The sequence below is a fragment of the Microbulbifer mixtoriginis (SeqCode) genome, from assembly GCF_052467705.1.
In genome coordinates this window covers 2,741,252-2,762,613 of the sequence record NZ_CP174322.1, presented here as the reverse complement: position 1 = coordinate 2,762,613, position 21,362 = coordinate 2,741,252, and the positions used below count along the sequence as shown (strand labels likewise).

Here is a 21,362-nt window from a genome sequence, read left to right as displayed (position 1 = left end):
GCAATTTTATTTTTCAGCGATTGGACGGAGTTTTAACCCCATGACGGCTATGGAACTGATCGACGAATTACAAGGGCTTGGGGTGGAACTCTGGACCGAGTCTGAACAACTGCGCTTTCGCGCGGCCAAAGGCCTGCTGTCGGAGCAGCACAAGCAGAGGCTGCGGGAACACAAGTTACAAATTATCGAAATACTGAGCGCTGCTCAAACAGCCGTTGGCAACGACCAGGACCTGGGAGTGCTGGTTGAGGCTGATAAAGATAATCGGCATGAGCCTTTCCCTTTAAGCGATGTGCAGACTGCCTACCTGTTGGGTCGACAAACTGCGTTTGGCTACGGCGACGTTGCTTGCCACGGTTACCTGGAGCTGGAATACCCGGGATTAAATCCAAAAGGTTTGCAGGAAGCCTGGAACCAACTCATTGAACGTCACCCGATGTTGCGGGCGGTTATCGAGCAGGAGGGATACCAGCGGGTTCTCCCCCAAGTGCCGTACTACGAAATGAAAAGCCAGGACCTCACGGGTTTGGACGAGGATGCCCTGGAACTTGCCTTGGAATCGGTGAGGGATGAACTGGGCCACCGCAACTACACCATTGGTGAGTGGCCCATGTTCGAGCTGCGCCATAGCCGCATAGATAAGGGCCATATAGTGCATTTCTCTATGGATGCACTGATCGCAGACTGGGCCAGTGCGGGCATTTTATTTAATGAGCTCGATCTCCTGCTGTCTCACCCCGGTGCAGTCCTGCCGCCACTGGAAATTGATTTTCGTGATTACCTACTGGCCGAACGAAGTTTATTGGATAGCCAAGGCTACCAAAATGATCGCCGCTATTGGTTGGATCGCCTGGAGCAATTGCCACCCGCACCTGAGTTACCGGTTTTGCCGCCTGCTTCCGAGGCTGAATCTGTACGTTTTAATCGCCACCACTACCGCCTGGACACGGCGCATTGGCAGACACTGAAGCAGCGAGCCGGTACTGCCGGCTTAACCGCGTCGGTTGCCGTGCTGGCTGCCTACGGAGCGGTATTGCAGCGGTGGAGCCGCCAGCCATGCTTTAGCCTGAGTCTTACCTTATTGAATAGGCTGCCCTTACACCCTCAGGTTAACCAGCTGGTCGGTGATTTTACTTCGGTCAGTGTGTTGGCGATTGGTGATTGCAATGGAAAAACCTTTCGCGATTGGGCGGCAGGCATTGGCGAACAGTTGTTCAGTGATATTGATCACCGCTTGTTCTCCGGTGTGGAAGTACTGCGGGAAATGTCCCGTGCGCGAGGACCCGAGGCCGCATTGATGCCGGTTGTATTTACCAGTGCTATTGGCCTGGGAGATACCGAAAAACCCGCTAGCGGTAGAAAGTCCGGCAGAGGAATTACCCAGACACCGCAAGTCACCCTGGATTGCCAGGTGAGAGATGATGCCGAAGGTCTGGAAATTAACTGGGACGTGCGCCAGGGCATTTTTCCATCGAGCCTGGTGGAGGATATGTTCGCGGCCTTTACCGGCTTATTGAATGAGCTTGCTGCTGGCGGCGACGGGCAATGGCTTGGCAAGTCTCCGGTTTCTTTACCCGAGTGGCAGCAACAGGAAAGGTATCAGGTTAATCAAACCGATGGGCCAGTTCCTTCAGAGTTATTGCATCAGGGCGTATTTACCCAGGCAGCGGCGACACCGGAAGCTACCGCCATTATTGATTGCAATGGCAGTGTGAGTTATGGCGACCTGGCGAAAAAAGCGGCGGGTATCGCCAAATTGCTGAGCAAAGAAGGTTTCCAGCTGGGTAGCCGCGTAGCCATTGCAATGCCCAAAGGGCGAGAGCAAATAGCGGCGACCCTCGGTGTGCTCCTGGCCGGTGGTATCTATTTGCCACTGGACGCGGCACAACCGGAAATACGGCTCAATAAATTGTTGCTCAGTGCAGAGACGGAATACGTCCTGACACTCAGCGACCTCGCCAGCCAAATTAAGTGGCCATCAGAAGTGCAGGTGATCAGTGTAGATAGCCTGGCACCTGAAACTGAGATCCCGCTAGCCAGTAACAGCGACCCGGAGCAGCTGGCTTATGTTATCTACACCTCCGGTTCTACCGGCGAACCCAAAGGTGTGATGATTAATCATCGGGCCGCGTTAAATACGGTGATGGATATTAATCGCCGCTTCGAAGTGAGCCCGGGCGATCGCATTTTGGGTTTGGCCCAACTCAGTTTTGATTTGTCGGTCTACGATATTTTTGGCCCCTTGGCAGCCGGTGCGATTTTGGTGTTGCCCGATCCGGCCCGCGGTGCAGACCCTTCACATTGGGCGGAGGTCATGGATGAGCACCGGGTGACACTGTGGAACTCTGTCCCCGCGCAGTTGCAAATGCTGGCTACCTATTTGGATACAGAGCCTCGGCCGTTGTCCGAATGGCGACTGGCAATGCTATCGGGAGATTGGATTCCGGTTACTTTACCGGAACATATCAGGCGCCATGTGCCCGCACTGGACCTGATCGGCATGGGTGGGGCTACAGAAGCTGCAATCTGGTCCAACTACCACCGTATTGATCGAGTCGATCCCGCCTGGAGCAGTATTCCCTATGGCGTGCCGCTGACGAACCAGGGCTTCCGGGTGCTGGATTGCCAATTGCGCGATGCCCCTGTGTGGGTGGCGGGTGAGCTGATGATTACTGGCCTGGGATTGGCCGATGGTTATCTCGGTGATGCGGCCCTCTCTGAGCAGAAGTTCTTCTCTCATCCGGTGGACGGCCAGCGCCTTTACCGCACTGGCGATTTGGGCCGCTATTTGCCCGGTGGTGAACTCGAATTCCTGGGCCGTGAAGACGGGCAGGTAAAAATTCGCGGACACCGTATCGAACTGGGAGAGGTGGAGTCTGCGCTATTGGCCCACCCGGCAGTGTCAACAGCAGCGGCGGTGATTGAGAAGAAAGAGGGAGGCTCGCGAGCGGATTTAAACCTGTTGGGCTTTGTGGAAAGTCGCCGCATGGATGATGCGGAGCCGGCGGTTATCGATCCAGAACTGGTAAATTCGGTGCGTCAGTTTGCGCACTACCAGGCCGGTGAGCCGGAAGCTGTCAGTGTCGGCGACTATGTGCAGGCGCTTGAAGAAGCGGCCCTGTTGTCGATGCTTCACGGCTTGATGGGCCTGGGGGCATTTACAGATTGCAAGCAGGGATACAGTGCAGAAGAAATTCTTTCACTAGCGGAAGTCCACGAAAAGCATCACTGGCTGGTGCGTCGTTGGTTGGGCCTTCTCGTTAATGCAAAGCTGCTCGGCTTATCCGCGATCAGCGCCGGCGCTGAGGAAAAATATACTCGTACCCAGGCAGTCGACATATCTGCTGTTGACGAAGCGTGGAAGCGCGTTGAGCAGGGAATTGAAAGCGGTTTTTGTAATCGGGAATTCCTGCAATATCACCGGGATCATGTCGAGTTATTACCCCAGTTACTAGCAAATCAACAAAACCCGTTTGAATTGTTGTTCCCCCAGGGTGACCAGCAGGTGGCCTTGTCCCTCTATCGGGATGACCTTATCGCCCGCTATAACAATGCCGCCGTTGCCGCATTAATTAACCGCATTGCCGCCCAGAGCGATAGAGGGTTAACGGTTCTTGAGTTGGGTGCTGGCACAGGGGCTACCAGTGCGTCGGTTATTCCCATGTTGGATGGATATGACGTTGACTATCTATTTACCGACATGACCGCATTTTTCCTGACTGAGGCTCGCCGTCAATTTAAAGAATGGCCTTGGGTGCGCTTCGGGTTAATGGATCTCAATACAGACTATCGCGCTCAGGGTTTGGCGCCTAATAGTGCAGATGTCATTTTATGTGCCGGGATGCTCAACAGTACCCGAGACCCAGAGGCGGCTATTGCCAGTGCAGTCGAATTGCTGGCGCCCGGAGGCTGGTTAATCCTGACTGAGCCAACGGTGGATCACGCCCATATCCTTCTCACTCAGGGTTTTATGATGGACCCGGCTGGTGATGATCGCGCTTGTGGGGCGACCAAGTTCCTGTCTATCGAAAAATGGCAATCGCTGCTAAAAGCCCATGGTGCTGGCCAAGTGCTCTGTCTGCCGGAAGATGAGCATCCTTTGTCTGCTTTTGGTATGAACTTATTGGCCGCGCAGATGAAAACTGATCGGCAATATTTGAGTGCCGGGAAACTGCGGGACTTTTTAGCGAATAGATTGCCCGCGCATATGGTGCCCGCCCATTTACAAGTTCTCGACCAGCTGCCGCTCACCGCCAATGGCAAAGTCGATCGCAAAATGCTCGCCGGTTGGCGCCCTGCGACTGGCGATGCACAAGAGGCTGCGCACTCAGAACAGATGGACCCTCTGGAAACGGCTCTGTGCAAGCTCTGGGCTAATGCACTGGGCCTCGATAATGTGGGCCGACAGGACAGCTTTTTCGATCTCGGTGGTGACTCGCTGATTATGGCGCGGGTTGCAGGGCGTTTGTTGGAAGAGATTCCCGAGGCAAAATCGTTCACTTACGACGCCTTGTTGCGCCACATGCTCAATGGACCGACGGTTGCTGCATTGGCCAGAGCACTGAGAGTTGAGCCGGATGCCGCTGCCGAGGAACAGGCAGACACGGATAGTGACAACCTGGTTGCAACTACCCGCGAGGGCAGCAACTCCTTGATGGTTCCTTTCAGCCATAAAAGCGAGGGTAAAGGGGCATTCAAAGAAGAGGCGCCGGTACGGATTATGTTCCATGCGGCCCTGGGTACCCTGGATTATTTCCAGCACCTGGGTAAAGCGCTTGCGGCCCAGGATCTGGGCCCAGTCATTGGAATTGCTGTCGCCGATACAGAAACGTATCTGTCCATTGATGCCAAAGAGTTAATCGAGCGCACCGCCGATGATTACGCCCAGAGAATCATCGACGAGGGCTATCAGCGTTGCCAGCTAATTGGCTATTGCCTGGGCGGCCTGCTGGCGACGGAAGTTTCGCGCAGACTGCTGGAGCGCGGTGTCGATGTGATTGACCTGAGCCTGATCGACAGTATCCCAATGTTTGTCGATACCGATGAAGAGCTGGCTTTCGAAGCGATTTTTGCCCCCAACCTGAATCTCGACCCAGTAAAAGCGGTATTTGGTGAGCATATCGAGAGCGAAGATATTTCCCGCGCGATCGAGACCTTAATGCAGAAACACAACGGTCGTGTTCCTGCCGGTGCAATGGCAGAACTCGACGGTGATGCCGGGCTTAAAGCGGTCGCCGAAGCCGTGCGGCAACGCTCACAACTCACCCAGGAACAGCGCCTGGCCGGTTATACCGAGATGGCCTCTGCCCAGGCGGGTGTGCCGGTTGAAGCCGCGATGATACCAGGGCTTTTCCGGGTGTGCCGACACAGTATGCGTGCTGCCTGTTTTGATCTGCCTCCCTATATTGGCGATATGACCTACTTGCGCTGCCAGGAAGAGCAATCCTTCGGTGTCACTGCCGGCGTAGGCCATATGGCCGCGCCTTATTGGCAGGATGTTTGTCTGGGTGATTTTGAATTAATCCATGTGCCGGGCAATCACTTCAGCGTGATGGAGCCGCCGCAGGTTGCCACTGTCGTTGAGCACTTGGCAAAACCATTACAGCGCGGTAAAGCGGGCAAATAGATGTCTGAGCAAATTTTGCCAAAGTCTAATTTGCGAAAGCCCAACCTGCGGGAACTGATGCGTCCATTTCTTAGCCTCGTGTGGCTGGGGGTGGCGCTCGGTGCCTGTGGTGCGCTCACTTCACTGATTCCTTTTATCGGTATCGTTGAGCTGGCTCGCCTGTTCCTGACGCCCGATATCAGTGATATCGCCGATGCGATTATTCCCGTTGTATTCGCGATAGTTGCCGGGCTGGCGATGGGTTGGATCTGCACCGTGATCGGTTTGTGGTTAACCCATATTGCCGACCAGCGTATGCAGGCGGAACTGCGACGGGCCCTGGTGCGGAAATTGGGACAGGTGCCCCTTGGTTGGTACAGCGAGCACACCTCCGGCGCGGTGCGCAAAGCGGTGCAAGACGACCTTGATGATCTTCACCATATGGTTGCGCACCACCAGGTGGAGTTGGCTGCAGCGTTTGTACTGCCACTGGCGGGCCTGGGTTATTTAACCTGGCTCGACTGGCGCTTGGCCCTGTTGGCAGTACTTACCCTGCCAGTTTATCTGCTGTCCTACGCCTGGATGATGCGCGGTTTTGGGGAAAAAATGCAGCAGCTGGATAAGGACTTTGCTCGGGTCAGTGCTGCGATTGTCGAATTTGTTCACGGTATTGCGGTGGTCAAGGTTTTCTCACAAACCGGCCGCGCCCACAGAAATTACCAACAGGCCGTCGAGGATTTCAGTCGCCGTTACACGGGCTGGGTGACACCGCTTGTCCGTTTGGAGGCTGTGACCTCTTTGGCCTTATCTGTGCCAGTCATTATGTTGGTGAGTTTGTCTGGGGGCGCCTGGCTGGTGGTGAATACAGGCATTCAGCCGATTGATGTTCTCGCAACAACGCTGATCGCCGTGATGATTCCCCAGACCATCTTGACCTTGAGCCAGGGACTGACCGCTCAGCAAAAAGCCAAAGCGGCCGCATGCAGGATCGATCAATTATTGGAGGTTGCGCCCCTGGCTGTTACCTCTGAACCCAAAGAGCCCAAAGATGCAGGGCTGCTCTTTAAGCAGGTTAGCTTTGCCTATACCCAGGATCGGCCGGTATTAAGCGATATTACTTTGCGCTGTCGCCCCGGTTCGATCACAGCTTTGGTTGGGAGTTCCGGTGCCGGGAAATCCACCCTGGCCAAGCTGGTGCCCCGTTTTTATGACGTGACCCAAGGTGCTGTGCTCCTGGGGGACGTCGATATCCGTGATATTGCTCCAGACAATTTATATCGACATGTGGGTTTTGTACTTCAGGAGACCCAGCTGTTGGCAGGTACCGTAGCAGATAACCTGCGTCTTGGACGACCGGATGCCAGTGACCAGGAGCTGATTGAAGCTGCGCGCAGTGCATGCATTCATGAGCGAATTTTGCAGTTCACCCAGGGATACCAGGCGGTATTTGGCAAGGATGCCTTTTTTTCTGGTGGTGAAGCTCAGCGTTTAAGTATTGCACGCACGCTTTTAGCAGATGCCCCTGTGCTGATTCTGGATGAAGCCACGGCTCATGCTGATCCCGAATCTGAAGCCCTAGTTCAGCAGGCATTATCGCGTTTGGTGAGGAATCGTACGGTACTGGTGATAGCCCATAAGCTGCACACCATCACCGGTGTCGACCAGATTGCGGTCCTGGACGGCGGCCGCTTGGTTGAATGCGGAAGTCACCGGCAATTGTTGGCCGAAGGCAAGCACTACGCGGAATTATGGCGTTTGTACAACAGTGCCGAACAGAGTGAAAAAGCAATGAGTGGTGAGGCTCAGGTTACTAGCGGGGTCTCATCATGATTCGCAGTTTGCTCGCCATTCTCGGACCTGCGCATCGCCGTGAAGTTGGCATTTATGCGGTATGGCTTCTGGCCTATGGGGTTTTGCAGGGAATCGCGGTGACACTTCTGGTGCCCCTGCTCAGCTCACTGTTGGCCTCTGAGATGCAGGCGGTTGGCTTTTGGTTGATCGCTCTGTTCTCGGTTGTTGTGATCGCCTGCGTTGCCCGTTACCAGCAAACCATTAAAGGGGCGACACTAGCCATTCTGGTATTGAAAACCCTGCACAATCGCCTGGGTGAACACCTCTCTCAACTCCCTCTGGGTTGGTTCAATTCCGAAAAAGTGGGTCGTGTATCCCGCAGTGCAACTGGGGGCACCTTGATGGTGACCAATATCTTTGCACATCTGCTACCCCCTGTTGTCAGCGGCGTTGTCACTCCTCTGATAGTGGGGGTGGCGATGTTGTGGTTTGACTGGCGCTTGGGGCTGACCGCTTTGTTGTTTGTGCCCCTGATTTATATCGGCCATCGCTGGTCCGCCCAGTGGATAGGTGCCATGGAAACGGAAGTGGATGCTGCCGGTGCTCGCGCCAGTAGCCGAGTAGTGGAGTTTGCCCGCAATCAAGCGGTACTCAGGTCATTTGGCAAAAATGTCAGCGGTTACCCCCCACTGGAAGAGGCGATTGCCGGACAAAGCAGAGCCGCTGGGTCCATGTTACGGCAGACCTTCCCCCGTTTGTTTGCCGGGGGATTTATGGTGCAACTCGCCTTTGCAACAGTTATTGCCGTGGGCATTTGGCTCACGCTCCATCAACAACTGCCCCCTATCGAATTGGTGGCTTTGCTAGCTTTGGCGGCCCGATTTACCGGTCCTCTGGCGGAACTCGCTGGGCGCAGTGGTCTGCTGCGCATGGCCGGTAATGATTTAAGCAGACTGGCCGCTATTCTTTTTGAGCAGCCGCTACCTCAGCCACCAATATCTCAGCCTTTTACCGCCCAGGGCGGACTGGTTGAGTTTTCACAGGTGAATTTCAGTTATGAGCCGGGACAACCGGTATTGCAGGATCTTTCCTTTAAGGTTTCTCCGGGCACAACTACAGCGATAGTCGGTGCATCAGGCTCAGGTAAAACCACCATCACCCGTTTGTTGCTGCGTTTTTTTGATACCGATCAGGGCCAGGTAAAAGTGGGTGGGGTGGATGTACGACAACTGCGTACAGAAGATCTGATGCAGCAGATTTCTATTGTTATGCAGGATGTGTATCTGTTCAGCGACACCCTGGAAGCGAATATTCGTTTGAGCTGTCCCGAAGCCAATCAGAAAGAACTGGAACATGTGGCGAAACTGGCTGGCGTGGATGAGATTATCGCGCGCTTGCCACAGGGGTGGCAGACACAGGTAGGAGAGGGGGGGGCTGCACTTTCTGGCGGCGAACGCCAGCGGGTCTCTATCGCCCGCGCCCTATTAAAAGCTGCACCAATCGTTGTGCTGGATGAAGCGACAGCGGCGCTGGACCCACGCAATGAAAAATACCTGAACAGCTCCCTGAGGCAGTTACAACAGGGTTCCACTCTTATTGTAATCGCCCATCAATTGTCCACCGTGATGAATGCGGACCAAATCGTCGTGCTTGATGCAGGCGCTGCGGCTGAGACTGGAAATCACCGTGAACTGTTATCCCAGCAGGGCCTTTATGCACATTTTTGGCGCCAGCGCAGCCGCGCAACTGGCTGGAGACTGGTTGAGACCGATACGGAGGTGAGTCTATGACAATTGCGATTTTAGGTGGTTACGGTGATGTGGGTACAGCCGTTACCAGTTATTTACAGTCCCTTGAATTAGGGCCTTTGCGTATTGGTGGCCGCAACGCAGATAAACAGCCGTTATCCAATAATTCAGTAATTTCTTTTCACACAGTGAACTACCTGGATGCCGCCTCACTGGATCAATTTGTATCCGGCTGTAAGGTTCTGATCAATTGTGCAGGACCTTCATATTTGATCGGCGACAGGGCTGCCAAGGCTGCGGCACAAGTGGGAGCTGTCTATATCGATGTTGCTGGTGATGAGGCTCTCTATGAACAACTTGATTCATCCTATTACCAGAACCGTGGATTAATCGCAGTTCTATCAGCTGGTTTACAGCCGGGGCTTAGTAGCTTGCTACCGCGCTGGCTGGCGGAGCAGGAATTTTCAGAGGTAGAGAGTCTGACCAGTTATTTCGGTTTGCGCGATCGATTTACGGATGTCGCTGCCGATGATTATTTGCATGGCGCTTACGAACAGCACAGTAAGCCATTGGCGGCCTGGCGTAATGGTCGCCGACTAAATAGTATTTTGAAGCGCCGCTCCGATGTGGAGCTGCCGTTTTTCCCTGACACTGCCACTTTACTCTCTTATTTAAATTGTGAAAGCGAGCGCTTGGCTCGGGACTTATCCCTCTCTGAAGGCGATTGGTATAACGCGATTACCGGTTCTTATATTTTATCGGCATTTAATAGCGCCCATGGTTTGGGTCGCGATGAAGCCCGAGCAGCATTGTGTCGGGCCAGTGCGCTGGATCTGGCGGGGCGCCATCCTTATGTAGTCATGCTTTTGCAGCTTACCGGTAATTACTACGGGCAAGAGCGTACTCGCACGGCCGCGTTGCGGGGCACCGGCAATGCAGATTTAACAGCCGCGGTAGCTGCAGTTACCACTTTGGCTGTACTTCGCAATGAAATCCCTGCGGGTTGTCATTACTGCGCCGAAGTGTTGTCCCCGGCATCAGCGATGGAGCGTATGTCGGAGATTGGTGCATTAACATTTTTAACCACCCTAGAAACGGGAATTGAAGATATGGTGTGCCTTGAGGAGGGAGCCATTTGAAAAACCTGACACTTCCACCTTCCAATACTGCCCATGAGGCTGGACTGGCAGCTCTACCCGCTGAGATGACGGTAGACAGTGGTTTGGCGCAACTACCTGCTGCAATGCAAAGGCTGGAATTCATCAGCCTACGGGCGATTATGGAATTGCTTTCTTCCAGCGGCGCGTTGACCGCCGAAAATGTCGGGCGCAGCAGTGACGAAATTATTAATACACTGGGTGCCGCCTGCCGACACCACTGGCTGGTTCGCCGCTGGCTGGTGGCCTTGGTTGAGCGAGAGTTTTTGAAGCTGAGTAATGGCAACTACTCCTGGGAACAAATTCCCAAGGGTGCAGCTGGGCCAGATAAATTACCCGAGGCCTACGATGCGCTGGGATTTCCCCCGGAAATGGCTCAGTCTCACCAAAAGCTCCTCACGCATTTGGCTGAACTGGTGCGGGATCAGGTCTCCATTAATCAACTGCTGTTCGAGAATGGAGAAATACTAACCGCATTGGCCGCCTACCAGAACAACTGGTTTACGACTTATCTCAATTATGCGGCGGCAAGCATTGTAAAACAGGCTGTTAAACCCGGTCCTATGTTAAGAGTGCTGGAATTAGGCGGCGGCGCGGGTCTAACCACTGTTGCAATTTTAGATACTCTGGCTGGCAGGCCGATTAATTATCGCTTTACGGATATATCGCCTCTATTCACCACTGCGGCCCAGAAGAAATTCCGCAATCACATCGGCTTACGCTGCAGCCTGCTCGATATCAATGCGGATTTTACCGCGCAGTCAATCCCAGCAGCCAGCACCGATATTGTTGTGGCTGGCAATGTTTTGCACAACGCCGCTCATATTGGCCAAACCCTGCAGCGTATTCGTCGTGCTCTGGTCACTGGTGGCTGGCTGTTGTTTAGCGAATCCACTCGGGAAAACCATGCCATGTTAACAGCAATGCAGTTTCTTCTTTCCCCCGCAGAATCGGTGCCCCTGCTGGGGAGCGAAGACCGGAGAGGGGGAACCGACCAGGTGTTTATCGACAGCACGGCATGGAAGGAAGAGCTGGTTAAGGCCGGCTTTGAGGTTAAGTGCTTCTTACCTTCATCGACATCGCCATTATCGGTCGCGGGTCAAACTCTATTTTTTGCGATAGCTGTTTAAGGAGCTGTAATGAAAAATGAAGTAATAACAGCGGAACTCTTAAGTGGATTAGAGCAGTTGGGAGAAGCGCCTGCATTATCCCTTGATGGTCATGAGTGGAGTGGTAACCAGGTACTGGCCTGGACAAAAGCTGTTGCAGAAAACCTGGGTGAGCAGTTGGATATTTTGCAAGGTAATGCACTGCTGTTACCTGCCAATAGTTGCGAAGAAGCAGTTCGACTGCTTTTGCACTTGGTGGCGCTAAGGTTGGGGATCGGGTTTGAAACTGAACCCCCGGCTAATGCAGAGGTTGAGCTCTTTCAAGTACAAACCCCAGATTTATTGGAAGTCGTTCAAGAAGAACTTTCCCTGTTGTTAACACACAAGGGGCTGATAGAGGATGACACCACTGAAGCAAATTTCACACTGTATAAATCCCAACAAGAGTCGCTAAGGGCTCTTCAGGGCAGTGTAGGGGTATTTTCCCCTCTGAATAAGTTTACTCGATTTGCCATTCTTGCGGCATGGAGTAGTGGGCTTGCTGTCTATTTACAGTCGCCTGAAATCAATCCCGCAAAAGCACTGGTTGTTTTGGAGCGCTCGGGGTTTAGCGGAGTAATACTGCCGGCAACTTTATTAAAGGGATTGGTCGCACATCCCGCAATTGCCCTGACAAACCTGAAAAGTCTGCAATGCCTGTTATATGAAACCGAAGTATTGCTGCCACAACCCCTGTTGCAGAATGCTCGGCGCCTATTAGCCAGTGAGATAGCTGGTTGGGTCTGTAGCGAGACAGATATAGAACCTGTTGCAAAGGCGGAGCAGGCGTTAACCCAAAAGCTTGAGGCCATCACTGAGAGCGTTGCGAAACACCCCGCCGTCGCCAACTCTTTCACTGTGCCCCTAACCGGGGGCGACCGCTGGGCTGTGTTTGCACAAGCTAAGGTACAGGAGAAGATACAGGGCAAGCCTGGCATGCCCGATATGGCTGGGTTATTTGAAGGGATCAATACCGAGCTGGATACAGAATTTGCCCATATTGACTTGGAACATGCGGTAAAGGTTACCGAACAGCTTAACGCTACCGCTTTGCTCTCTATGTTGAATGCTTTTAGTCACCTGGGACTGTTTTGTGATCAGCACTCAGTACACAGTTTGGCAGAGCTACTCGAAACCCCACCGGTTGCTCAACAGCACCGAGCCTTGATTAAACGTTGGGTTAGGGTTTTACAGGAGCAACAGTTACTTAGTGCTGACGGTGACAGCTGGCGTGTCGAGGTTGATCCAGATAGCTACAGTGATACCGCTCTTGCCCAGGCCTGGGGTCAATTGGAACAGGATTGGCGAGCACTTTCTGGAGCGAGCAAAACGATCGATTACGCCCGCGCTAATGCGGAGCAATTACCAGATCTGATTCGAGGCAAAGTCCAGGCTGTGCACCTGTTGCTCCCCCGTGGTAGCACTGAGTTGGCGAGTGCGCTCTACCGGGAGGGTATAGCTGCCAGGTACCAACAGCGTGCAGTCAGCGCTTTATTGAAGTCCATTTTAAATAACTGGGAAGGGCAACCACAGCCCCTGAAAATTTTAGAGGTTGGTGCAGGCACTGGCGCGACAACCCAGGCTCTCTTGCCCGTGTTGGACGATGCCAGTGGCCATATTCAGTTTGATTACCAGTTCACGGATATCTCTGTGGCTTTTCTCGACAGCTTTTTCGCACAGCATGGTGATCAGGAGCAACGCCCCTGGTTGCGCCGTGGTTTGTTTGATATTGATCGTTCGTTGCGCAGCCAGGGATTTTCTCCCAATAGCTTCGACGTAATTATTGCCGGTGGTGTTTTTAATGCCGCCCATAACACAGATGCCTCCCTGCGAAGAGTGGCTGAGTTATTGCGCCCGGGAGGTTGGTTCATTATGACCGAGCCAACCAGTGAGGAGTTCTGGGTAATGGCTTCACAGGCATTTATGTTGGTTGATGCCGTCGACGAACGTACGGATTCCGGTGCAACATTTCTGTCACTTTCCCAGTGGCACAATGCCCTGGAGGCTGCCGGATTAGAGTTGGCTATGGATTTGCCGGTATCTGAACACCCCCTTTCCAGGCAGGGACATCGCTTCTTTGCCTGTAGAGCCAAACAAAATCAAATGCGCCTAACGGCAGATTGCCTGGCCGAATATATCGATCATTTTGATTCAGAAATCTTTATCCAGGTTTTGGACCAACTGCCTTTGACGCTTGAGGGGCAGGTAGACAACGCCCAGTTGCAGGAATGGGCCCAGTTCATGGACAGTCATCAGGGAGATTCGTCCTATGGGAATTGACAAGCGCAAGCGAGTTGTCGTTGCAGGGACAGGCTTTGGCCGTATTTATCTCGAAGCCCTGACTTCCTCCAGATTACCCGGTCGGGAATACTTTGAGTTGGCCGGATTACTGGCTCGGGGCAGTGATTTCTCCAGAAGTTGTGCCGAGCAATATGGGGTGCCGCTTTACACCGAGGCAGAACAAATCCCCGATGATGTCGACATAGTCTGTGTTGTTGTTCGTTCTGGGGCAACGGGGGGCGAGGGTTCTGAATTGGCCCAATCGCTACTCAAGCGGGGTATTCATGTATTGCAGGAGCACCCGGTCCACACCAAGGAAATTACTGCAAACCTGCTGGCGGCAAAGCAGGGAAATGCGGCTTACGCGGTTAATACGCTATATCCAAATTTGCGTCCTACCAGGCAATTTTTGGCGGCGGCCGAATATTTACGTCGGCACCAGTGCCTGGAAATGGTCGATGCGATCTGCAACAGCCAGATGGCCTATCCGCTGCTGGATGTCATTGGCCGCGCGGCAGGTGGCCTTCGCCCCTGGTCTTTTAGTGAGCCGGTACACGCTGAAGGACACCCTTTTCAGAGTTTATCGGCCACTCTTGGTGGAGTGCCCTTGACGTTGCGCATACAAAATCAGGTGCACCCACAAGACCCGGACAATCACTCCCTGTTACTGCATCGACTTGCCATAGGTAGTGAGGGGGGTGTTCTAACCCTGGCCGATACCCACGGCCCCGTGCTGTGGAATCCAAGGCTGCATTCACCACGGGATCAAACAGGCAGGCTGATACTGAGCGGTGAGGGTATCGAGCGATTGGCGGTTCCCAGCATGGTAACCCTGGGTGATTCGGACATGCGCAGTTACCACGATATTTTTGCCCTCACTTGGCCTGAGGCCGTTATCCAGGCTCTGCATTCCCTTTGCGCTGATATCGCGCAACCTGAAAAACGCAGGCAAAGCGGCCAGTGGGCTTTGAGTGTGTCGATGGCATGGAGTGATTTAACTGCGCGTATCGGTATGCCGGCATTAATCCAGCCCGGGGAACCGGAACCAGTATCAGTGCAGGCACTTACCGATATTGTTCGCCAGGCTTGCGACTAAAAGGCAACGCAAATAGCAAAAAAAGTGATTACGGAATTTTTACTTATAAATGGGGTTAGGAGAAGAGATGCAAAAGCAATCAGGGTTGATCGTTGAAGGACTCTTTAAGACTTATAAAAACGGGGTGAAAGCGCTAAACGGTGTTGATTTGGAAGTTGGCCCCGGAATGTATGGGTTGCTCGGGCCGAATGGCGCTGGGAAAAGTAGTTTGATGCGCACATTGGCAACCCTGCAAACGCCAGATAGTGGTCGGATTATTCTCGATGGTGTGGATGTTCTGGCAAATCCGGATTTTATGCGTAGGAAATTGGGTTATTTACCGCAACATATTGGTGCTTACCCCGGGATTGCCGCGCGGACATTACTGGATCGTTTCGCCTGGCTTAAAGGTTTTACCCAAACGAGTGCTCGACGTCGGGAAGTGGATCGGCTTTTGGAGCAGGTTAATTTGGCCGATGTGGCCGATCGAGCTGTATCAACTTATTCCGGCGGCATGCTGCGTCGCTTTGGTATTGCTATTGCACTTATCGGTGAGCCGCGCCTAATCATTGTCGACGAACCCACAGCAGGCCTGGACCCCGCTGAGCGCAATCGTTTTCACTGTGTTTTGGCGGATGTCGCGGCGGATGCGATTGTATTGCTCTCCACCCATATCGTTGAAGATATCGAAAACCTGTGTCAGCGCCTGGCGATATTGGCCTCAGGGCGCATCGTCGTTGAGGGGACAGCCCCGGAAGTGACTGCTCCCCATAAAGACAAGATGTGGCAAGCACTGATTCCTCGGGGCGAGCAGTTACCGGAATCCCTGCACAATATTGCCAAGCCCGATGGCACCCAGGTAATCGTGCACGGTGAGAAACCCGAAGACCCGCGCTTTACGGCCCATACCCCGCGCCTGGAAGATATTTATCACCTGGCGATTGAACAGGTAAAAGACCAGCGGGAGGCGGCATGAATAAGCTGGCGCTTATTGCCCATGAGGCAAAGCTGGAAATAAGGGCCGGTTTTAGCAGCGGCATTGTGGCATTGGCCTTTTGGGGCTTGGTGATTTACCTGCTATTGAATTTGGTGAACGCAGACTATATGCAAAAAATGGGGGCTACAGATATCCCCCGGAACTCGCCATCGCTCATTTACCTAATGGGTGCTGGGTGTATGTTCTTCCAGTTTTTTGCCTGGGCCTGGGTATTCTCACAGCCGATTCTGCGCGATCGCAAAGCCAGTTTGCACGAAGTCATTTATACAACCCCGAATTCCTTGAAGGTTATGCTTTGGGGGCGGTTTATTGGTGCAGCGGTTATAGGAGCCATATTAAGTGCATCGGCGCTGGTGGGCTTTTTATTCTCGCCGGTATTGGTCGGGATGGGCTTACTGCCTGAAGCGGCGATTGGCCCAGCCCCCTGGAAAGCCCTCGGCTTTGCATGGATCTGGCTACAGATCCCCGCCAGCGTCGGTATCGGTGCTCTGTATTTTATTATGACGCTACGCACTCGAAGCCTGGCAGGTCCTTTTGGGCTCGCTGCGGCTCTGATGATGCTGTGGATGTTTGCTGTAATCGTGCTTCAGGGTGCAAGCATTAATCCGCAGCTGGCTGCGGTAATGGACCCTTCGCTGTTTACTTTTGTTTATACGGAAGTCACCTCCTGGACACCTTTGCAAAAATCCTCTTCTTTATTGCCCTTTACCCTGGGCTCGGTATTAAACCGGATTTTTTGGTGTCTTTTACCGCTACTCGCTCTAGCTGTCTACTTGAAATACCTGCGACGGGAGGACCTGGTTCTGGAAGGGTCTGCCAAACCTACTCGCGCTAAAGCCAGCAAAAAGACAGCTGCCAGTAAAGTAGTAAATCTCACTCCATCCAAGCCGGATAGCGCATCACTTGGCCGCAGCCTGCGTCAATTAATGCTGGAAGCCCGTTGGAGGCTGCTCCATGTATGGGGTAGTCGGGCCTGGTGGGTTGGTGTGGCGATACTCGTCGTGATGGGGGTCGTCAGCTCTTTTACCCAAATTATCTGGCATGCCGAAGGGCCCATGGCACCGCGTTTGGAAATGCTGTTGCCACTCCTCAAGGATGTTATTTTTCTTGTGATTGCATTTGTGATCGCAGCGCTGACTGGCTTGGTATGCCGCAGGGATCAGGTGCCAGGGTTTGAGGATATGCTGGCTGCTACTCCAGCGCCGGATTATATGCGCCTGTTTGGTGTTGCCCTTACGGTATTTGCTATGACAGTGCTGTTGGCACTGCTACCGGGATTATCGGGCATCTTTGCCGTACTTCTTTCTGCACCAGCCTCTGTCGATATAGGCCAGGCATTTACCTACCAGTTGTTGATAGTGACAGCGCCGTTATTAGAGTTGTCGATGATGGTGCTCCTGGTGCATGCGCTATTCCGACATGCGGGCTTTGCCTACTCCATGTCAATGTTCGTGACTTTTATTTTGGTACTGAATCATGAGTTGGAGCTGGTGCATTACCCTCCCTATGAAGTGGGTATTACTGCACATATCCAACTGTCGGCCCTCAGTGGTTGGGAACCTTGGATCGGTTATTTGTTAGCGCTGGATGGATTCAAAGTTGCACTCGCCGTATTGATGGTCGGCCTGGCTGCGCTATGGATTCCAAGGGGATTGGATAGCCGCATGTCCCGGGGTTTTGCCCTGATACGCTCTCGCCTTATGGCTCCTCAGGGTGCCTTGGTGGCTTGTTCCGCTCTATTTCTTCTCGGTCTGGGTACTGTACTGGAAGACAAGTTGGTAGTGCAGGGAGGTTATCAATCACCGGAGCAACTGAAGCGGGAAGATGCAGCCTGGGAAGCATACTGGTTGCCGAAAGCTAGTGAGTTTGAAGTATCTGGCGGTGATCTGAAAATCAGTATCAACCCGGATAATCAGACAGTGGAAGCTGAGTGGCAATTGCTCCAAGTCCAGGTTGATGGACAGGGCCTGCATTTTGAATTGCCTCAGGGATTTGTCTTGGTGAATACTTTAGTGGATGGGCGTGAAGTAACGGCTGAACAACGCTACGACCATATGTCCCTGCCAATTTCAGGCTGCCCTGAGCCAGGTTGTAATATCAAACTATCGTGGCAACTGACTGCTCCCGGCTGGTCAGCTGAGGGGGAGCCCTCGGGGCTGACACCCAGCGGAGTCTGGTTACAAGCCAGTGATATTGTTCCGCGTCTAGGCATTGATCCCGAGCGTATTTTGCGGGTGCCAGCAGAGCGCGAAGCTCTGGGTTTAAGCCGTGAGTTCATCCTGCCAACCGCACAGCTTGCCACACCCCTTGAAGGCGCAGCCCCTTCGGGAGATTGGCGCTGGCAAGTTCGTATTAAAAGCGCTGACAAGCCTGTGTTCAGCGAGCAGGGGAGTACTAATGGTCCCTTGGATTTCGCCATTCAATGGGCACCTGATAAGGAACTTGCAGTATTCGATGGTTTTGAAATTCCCCATGAGTCCAACCGCTCTAATATGGTCTCCGCCATTGCAAAAGATGTGGGCCAGATGCAGGCCTGCGTTAATGAGCGGCTGGGTACGGATATCGAAATTAAGAGAATTGCCCAGTGGCCAAGAGGGCTCGGCGAGACTCGCGCCAGCGGTACCTTACTGCAATTATCCGAAGGTCCTCACTGGGATATTGCCGATGAGGGCACAGGACGTTGGCTGAGGCGTGTTGATATTGCCCGTGCCTTGGCCCGTCAGCATCTAGTTGCCAAGTCGGATTTACGACGTATTGCTGGTTCTGCATGGTTAAGCGATGGAGTTTCGGGAGCGATAGGCCTGTTGTGTGTTGCAGAAATTGACGGTATCGAAGTGCTCGATGACGTTCTGGTTCGCTATTCCGACAAAACGACTAGAGATTTGGCAGGCAGCGAAATACCTGTTGAACGTTTAAGCACAGCGCCGATTTCTGGTTGGGCTCGCTACTACGCACCGGTGGCCGCACTGGATTGGACACTTCATCAAACTCCGGAATCCCTGTCTGCATTACTTGATGATATTCAGCAGCAGAAAAATATCGAGAGTGTGTTAAACGCCTATGTGGGCGTGACACGCACACAAAATATGCTCGGGGCTCCTCTTTCATCAGCTTTAACGGTCGAATATTTGGAAACAGGCCAGATACGCCTGGATGGGCAGCGTTGGCGCTGGGAGAAAGGCGGGTGGCAGCCGGTTACCGAAACTGCCAGTTACCGTTTGTTAGCCGATATCAACGAGCTGGATGCAGAGGTCATCAACGGAAATGCACTGATCGATCGTTTGCCTTCCGAAAAAGTATTGGCGCTAGATATCTGGCCATCTTATCAGCGGGACCCTGCACAGAATTTACTGGCTGAGAGTTCTGAAGTTTTGAATAACGATTAATTATAGGTAGAAAGGATATTAATTCATGCTCAGCTTAATCCGAGATAAAAAAGAACTCAGCAAACAGATTTCATTGCTATCCGCAACATTAATGTACGCCTCTGGAGCCTATTCTGCTGCGGAAAATGCTGCTTCTGAGAACGCGATGGAAGTTGTTGAAGTCACTGCACGGCATACAAAAGAGAAAGCCAAGGATATTCCCTTCAGTTTAAGTGTTATTGGTGAAGAGGAGATAAAAAACCGGCTGCATCTCAACGTTGAAGATGCTATACGCAGTGCCCCCGGAGTTGATGTCTACTCATCTAGTGGTGCGGTGGATGCGAATATCCGCATCCGTGGTGTTGGCTCTCTCAACCAGGTAAACAAAGATGATGGCTCTGTGGTGGTTAACCTTGATGGTGTTTCTATGCCGGCAGGGAATGTATCCCTCGGGACTCTGGATATTGAACGCCTGGAAATTTTAAAAGGTCCGCAAGGGACTTTGTTTGGGCGTAACAGTGAAGCTGGGGCGATCAATATTACCACCCAGAAACCAACTGAGGAGTTTGAAGCATATGGCCGCATTGAGCTAGGTGAAGATAACCAGAGCCTTTATGAAACGGTGATCAGCGGCCCGTTCTCTGAATCACTCCGTGGTCGCTTGGCTGTGCGCCACACCAGTGAGGACCACTGGGTTGAAAATACCACTAATGGTGAGCCAATGACCGAGCCTGAAGATCTGGCATTCCGGGGAAGCTTGCTATGGGATTTGGGCCCGGAGACCTCTGCGCTGTTTATCGCAGAGAGACAGCACCAGGACGGCTTCTTGAACTTGCAGTTGTTGCAACCTTTTGGCGATGATCCAAGCAGTGAACATACCTTGGGGGCATTTGACGATAACGAGAAAACAGTTGAGCGTTTTTCCACAGAAATCAACCATCAACTGGGTAATAGTCAATTGACCTCAATCACCGCATTGGTTGACACAGATTTTAGTTACCTAACCGGTTACGACCCGGCGACTATGACAGCTGTCTTTGGCTTCCCGATGGAGTATCTTCGTGGCGATAGCCAGGATGAGCAAACGATCAGCCAGGATTTACGTTTGTCCTCGCTACCTGATGCATCGACTTTCTGGGTGATTGGAATCAACTTACACGATACCGAGAGAAGCTTTGACTCTGTTAATCTAGTGTCCTACGCCAACCAATACCGGGATTATGAAACTGATAGCCAGGCTATTTATGGTGAGACTACGCTTCCTATAACCGAAGCCATAAAATTAACAGCAGGATTACGTTACACCCAAGAGAGTAAGGACTACGCCGGCGAGTACGCCAGCTATGGCACGAATGGGAGTTTTTATGTCTCCAAAGATCAAAGAACTTTGGATGATAACTATACAACAGGGCGATTGGCTCTCAACTACTCCCTCAGTGAATCTACCAACCTGTACACAATGGCCGCACGAGGCTATAAATCCGGTGGCTTCAATGACTTTGCTACACAATCAGCTGATAGCTTGGCATACCGCCCAGCAACAGTTGACAGCATTGAAGTAGGTATCAAGTCTGAATCAGACAGCTTGAATATCAGCGGTGCGATATTCTTTAACTCAGTGGAAGATGACCATTTGCTCGGCTTTGATTTTGTTACTGCTTCATCGGCAGCGGTGAATGCGGATACGGAGACCTTTGGTGCAGAGATTGAAGTCGATTGGTTTATTACTGAGAGGTTCAGTATTGCCGGGGGCTTGAGCTTCCTTGATACAGAAATTACCAAAGATGTGTACGGCGTTTCCGGTGGTGATGTTATGGCGGGTAATGAAGTACCCGATGTGCCTAGCTGGAGTGCAAGTCTGGCATTAAATTACTACCAGCCACTACCAGACTTTATGGGTTTAAGTGCACCAGCTCTCAATACCAATCTAACAGTTCGCCATGTGGATGAGCGCCCGGCAGATGCACAAAATCATTTTAATCTGGATGCTTATAGTAAAGTGGATCTGCGCCTAGCACTGCAAACAGATTCTATGGAACTCTACCTGTTTGCCGATAACTTGCTGGATGAGCAGTATCAACTATACGGTTACACCAATGCGATATTTGCTCCTGACGCCAGAATAGGGGCGCCGGCAAAAGGGCGTCGCGCGGGAATTGGAGCACTTTATCGTCTGTAATGAGGTTATGACAGCTT

Annotated in this window: 10 protein-coding genes; all 10 read left to right on the top strand. The window is 52.6% G+C overall.

Features of this window, described 5'->3' with window-relative positions:
* Window positions 1-40 precede the first annotated feature (40 nt).
* On the top strand, window positions 41-5,626 hold the full coding sequence (locus ACJJIB_RS12115) for a non-ribosomal peptide synthetase (RefSeq protein WP_444886227.1): 5,586 nt from the start codon (window positions 41-43) through the stop codon (window positions 5,624-5,626).
* Entirely contained in the window at window positions 5,627-7,435 is a 1,809-nt protein-coding gene (locus ACJJIB_RS12110; protein ID WP_444886226.1) for an ABC transporter ATP-binding protein, read from the top strand.
* Complete coding sequence (locus ACJJIB_RS12105; RefSeq protein WP_444886225.1) at window positions 7,432-9,186, top strand: ABC transporter ATP-binding protein; 1,755 nt, start codon at window positions 7,432-7,434, stop codon at window positions 9,184-9,186. Before ACJJIB_RS12110 ends, ACJJIB_RS12105 begins: the two co-directional genes overlap by 4 nt.
* Window positions 9,183-10,283, top strand: a complete 1,101-nt coding sequence (locus tag ACJJIB_RS12100) for a saccharopine dehydrogenase NADP-binding domain-containing protein (protein WP_444886224.1) — start codon at window positions 9,183-9,185, stop codon at window positions 10,281-10,283. The genes ACJJIB_RS12105 and ACJJIB_RS12100 overlap by 4 nt, the downstream gene beginning before the upstream one ends.
* Complete coding sequence (locus ACJJIB_RS12095) at window positions 10,280-11,431, top strand: class I SAM-dependent methyltransferase (RefSeq protein ID WP_444886223.1); 1,152 nt, start codon at window positions 10,280-10,282, stop codon at window positions 11,429-11,431. Before ACJJIB_RS12100 ends, ACJJIB_RS12095 begins: the two co-directional genes overlap by 4 nt.
* 9 nt (window positions 11,432-11,440) lie before the next feature.
* Window positions 11,441-13,729: a class I SAM-dependent methyltransferase gene (locus tag ACJJIB_RS12090; protein WP_444886222.1), complete on the top strand. Its 2,289-nt coding sequence runs from the start codon at window positions 11,441-11,443 to the stop codon at window positions 13,727-13,729.
* Complete coding sequence (locus ACJJIB_RS12085; protein WP_444886221.1) at window positions 13,719-14,825, top strand: Gfo/Idh/MocA family oxidoreductase; 1,107 nt, start codon at window positions 13,719-13,721, stop codon at window positions 14,823-14,825. Before ACJJIB_RS12090 ends, ACJJIB_RS12085 begins: the two co-directional genes overlap by 11 nt.
* 67 nt (window positions 14,826-14,892) lie before the next feature.
* Complete coding sequence (locus ACJJIB_RS12080; protein ID WP_444886220.1) at window positions 14,893-15,780, top strand: ABC transporter ATP-binding protein; 888 nt, start codon at window positions 14,893-14,895, stop codon at window positions 15,778-15,780.
* Window positions 15,777-19,187: an ABC transporter permease gene (locus ACJJIB_RS12075; protein WP_444886219.1), complete on the top strand. Its 3,411-nt coding sequence runs from the start codon at window positions 15,777-15,779 to the stop codon at window positions 19,185-19,187. The genes ACJJIB_RS12080 and ACJJIB_RS12075 overlap by 4 nt, the downstream gene beginning before the upstream one ends.
* 25 nt (window positions 19,188-19,212) lie before the next feature.
* Window positions 19,213-21,345 carry a TonB-dependent receptor gene (locus ACJJIB_RS12070; RefSeq protein ID WP_444886218.1) on the top strand — a complete coding sequence of 711 codons (2,133 nt, stop codon included), beginning with the start codon at window positions 19,213-19,215 and terminating at the stop codon, window positions 21,343-21,345.
* Window positions 21,346-21,362: the final 17 nt, after the last annotated feature.

What these genes read in the sequence shown, in the direction of transcription:
- ACJJIB_RS12075 (WP_444886219.1), top strand. Translation starts at nt 15,777, where the DNA reads ATGAATAAGCTGGCGCTTATTGCCCATGAGGCAAAGCTGGAAATAAGG.
- ACJJIB_RS12090 (WP_444886222.1), top strand. Translation starts at nt 11,441, where the DNA reads ATGAAAAATGAAGTAATAACAGCGGAACTCTTAAGTGGATTAGAGCAG.
- ACJJIB_RS12070 (WP_444886218.1), top strand. Translation starts at nt 19,213, where the DNA reads ATGCTCAGCTTAATCCGAGATAAAAAAGAACTCAGCAAACAGATTTCA.
- ACJJIB_RS12100 (WP_444886224.1), top strand. Translation starts at nt 9,183, where the DNA reads ATGACAATTGCGATTTTAGGTGGTTACGGTGATGTGGGTACAGCCGTT.
- ACJJIB_RS12110 (WP_444886226.1), top strand. Translation starts at nt 5,627, where the DNA reads ATGTCTGAGCAAATTTTGCCAAAGTCTAATTTGCGAAAGCCCAACCTG.
- ACJJIB_RS12080 (WP_444886220.1), top strand. Translation starts at nt 14,893, where the DNA reads ATGCAAAAGCAATCAGGGTTGATCGTTGAAGGACTCTTTAAGACTTAT.
- ACJJIB_RS12105 (WP_444886225.1), top strand. Translation starts at nt 7,432, where the DNA reads ATGATTCGCAGTTTGCTCGCCATTCTCGGACCTGCGCATCGCCGTGAA.
- ACJJIB_RS12085 (WP_444886221.1), top strand. Translation starts at nt 13,719, where the DNA reads ATGGGAATTGACAAGCGCAAGCGAGTTGTCGTTGCAGGGACAGGCTTT.
- ACJJIB_RS12115 (WP_444886227.1), top strand. Translation starts at nt 41, where the DNA reads ATGACGGCTATGGAACTGATCGACGAATTACAAGGGCTTGGGGTGGAA.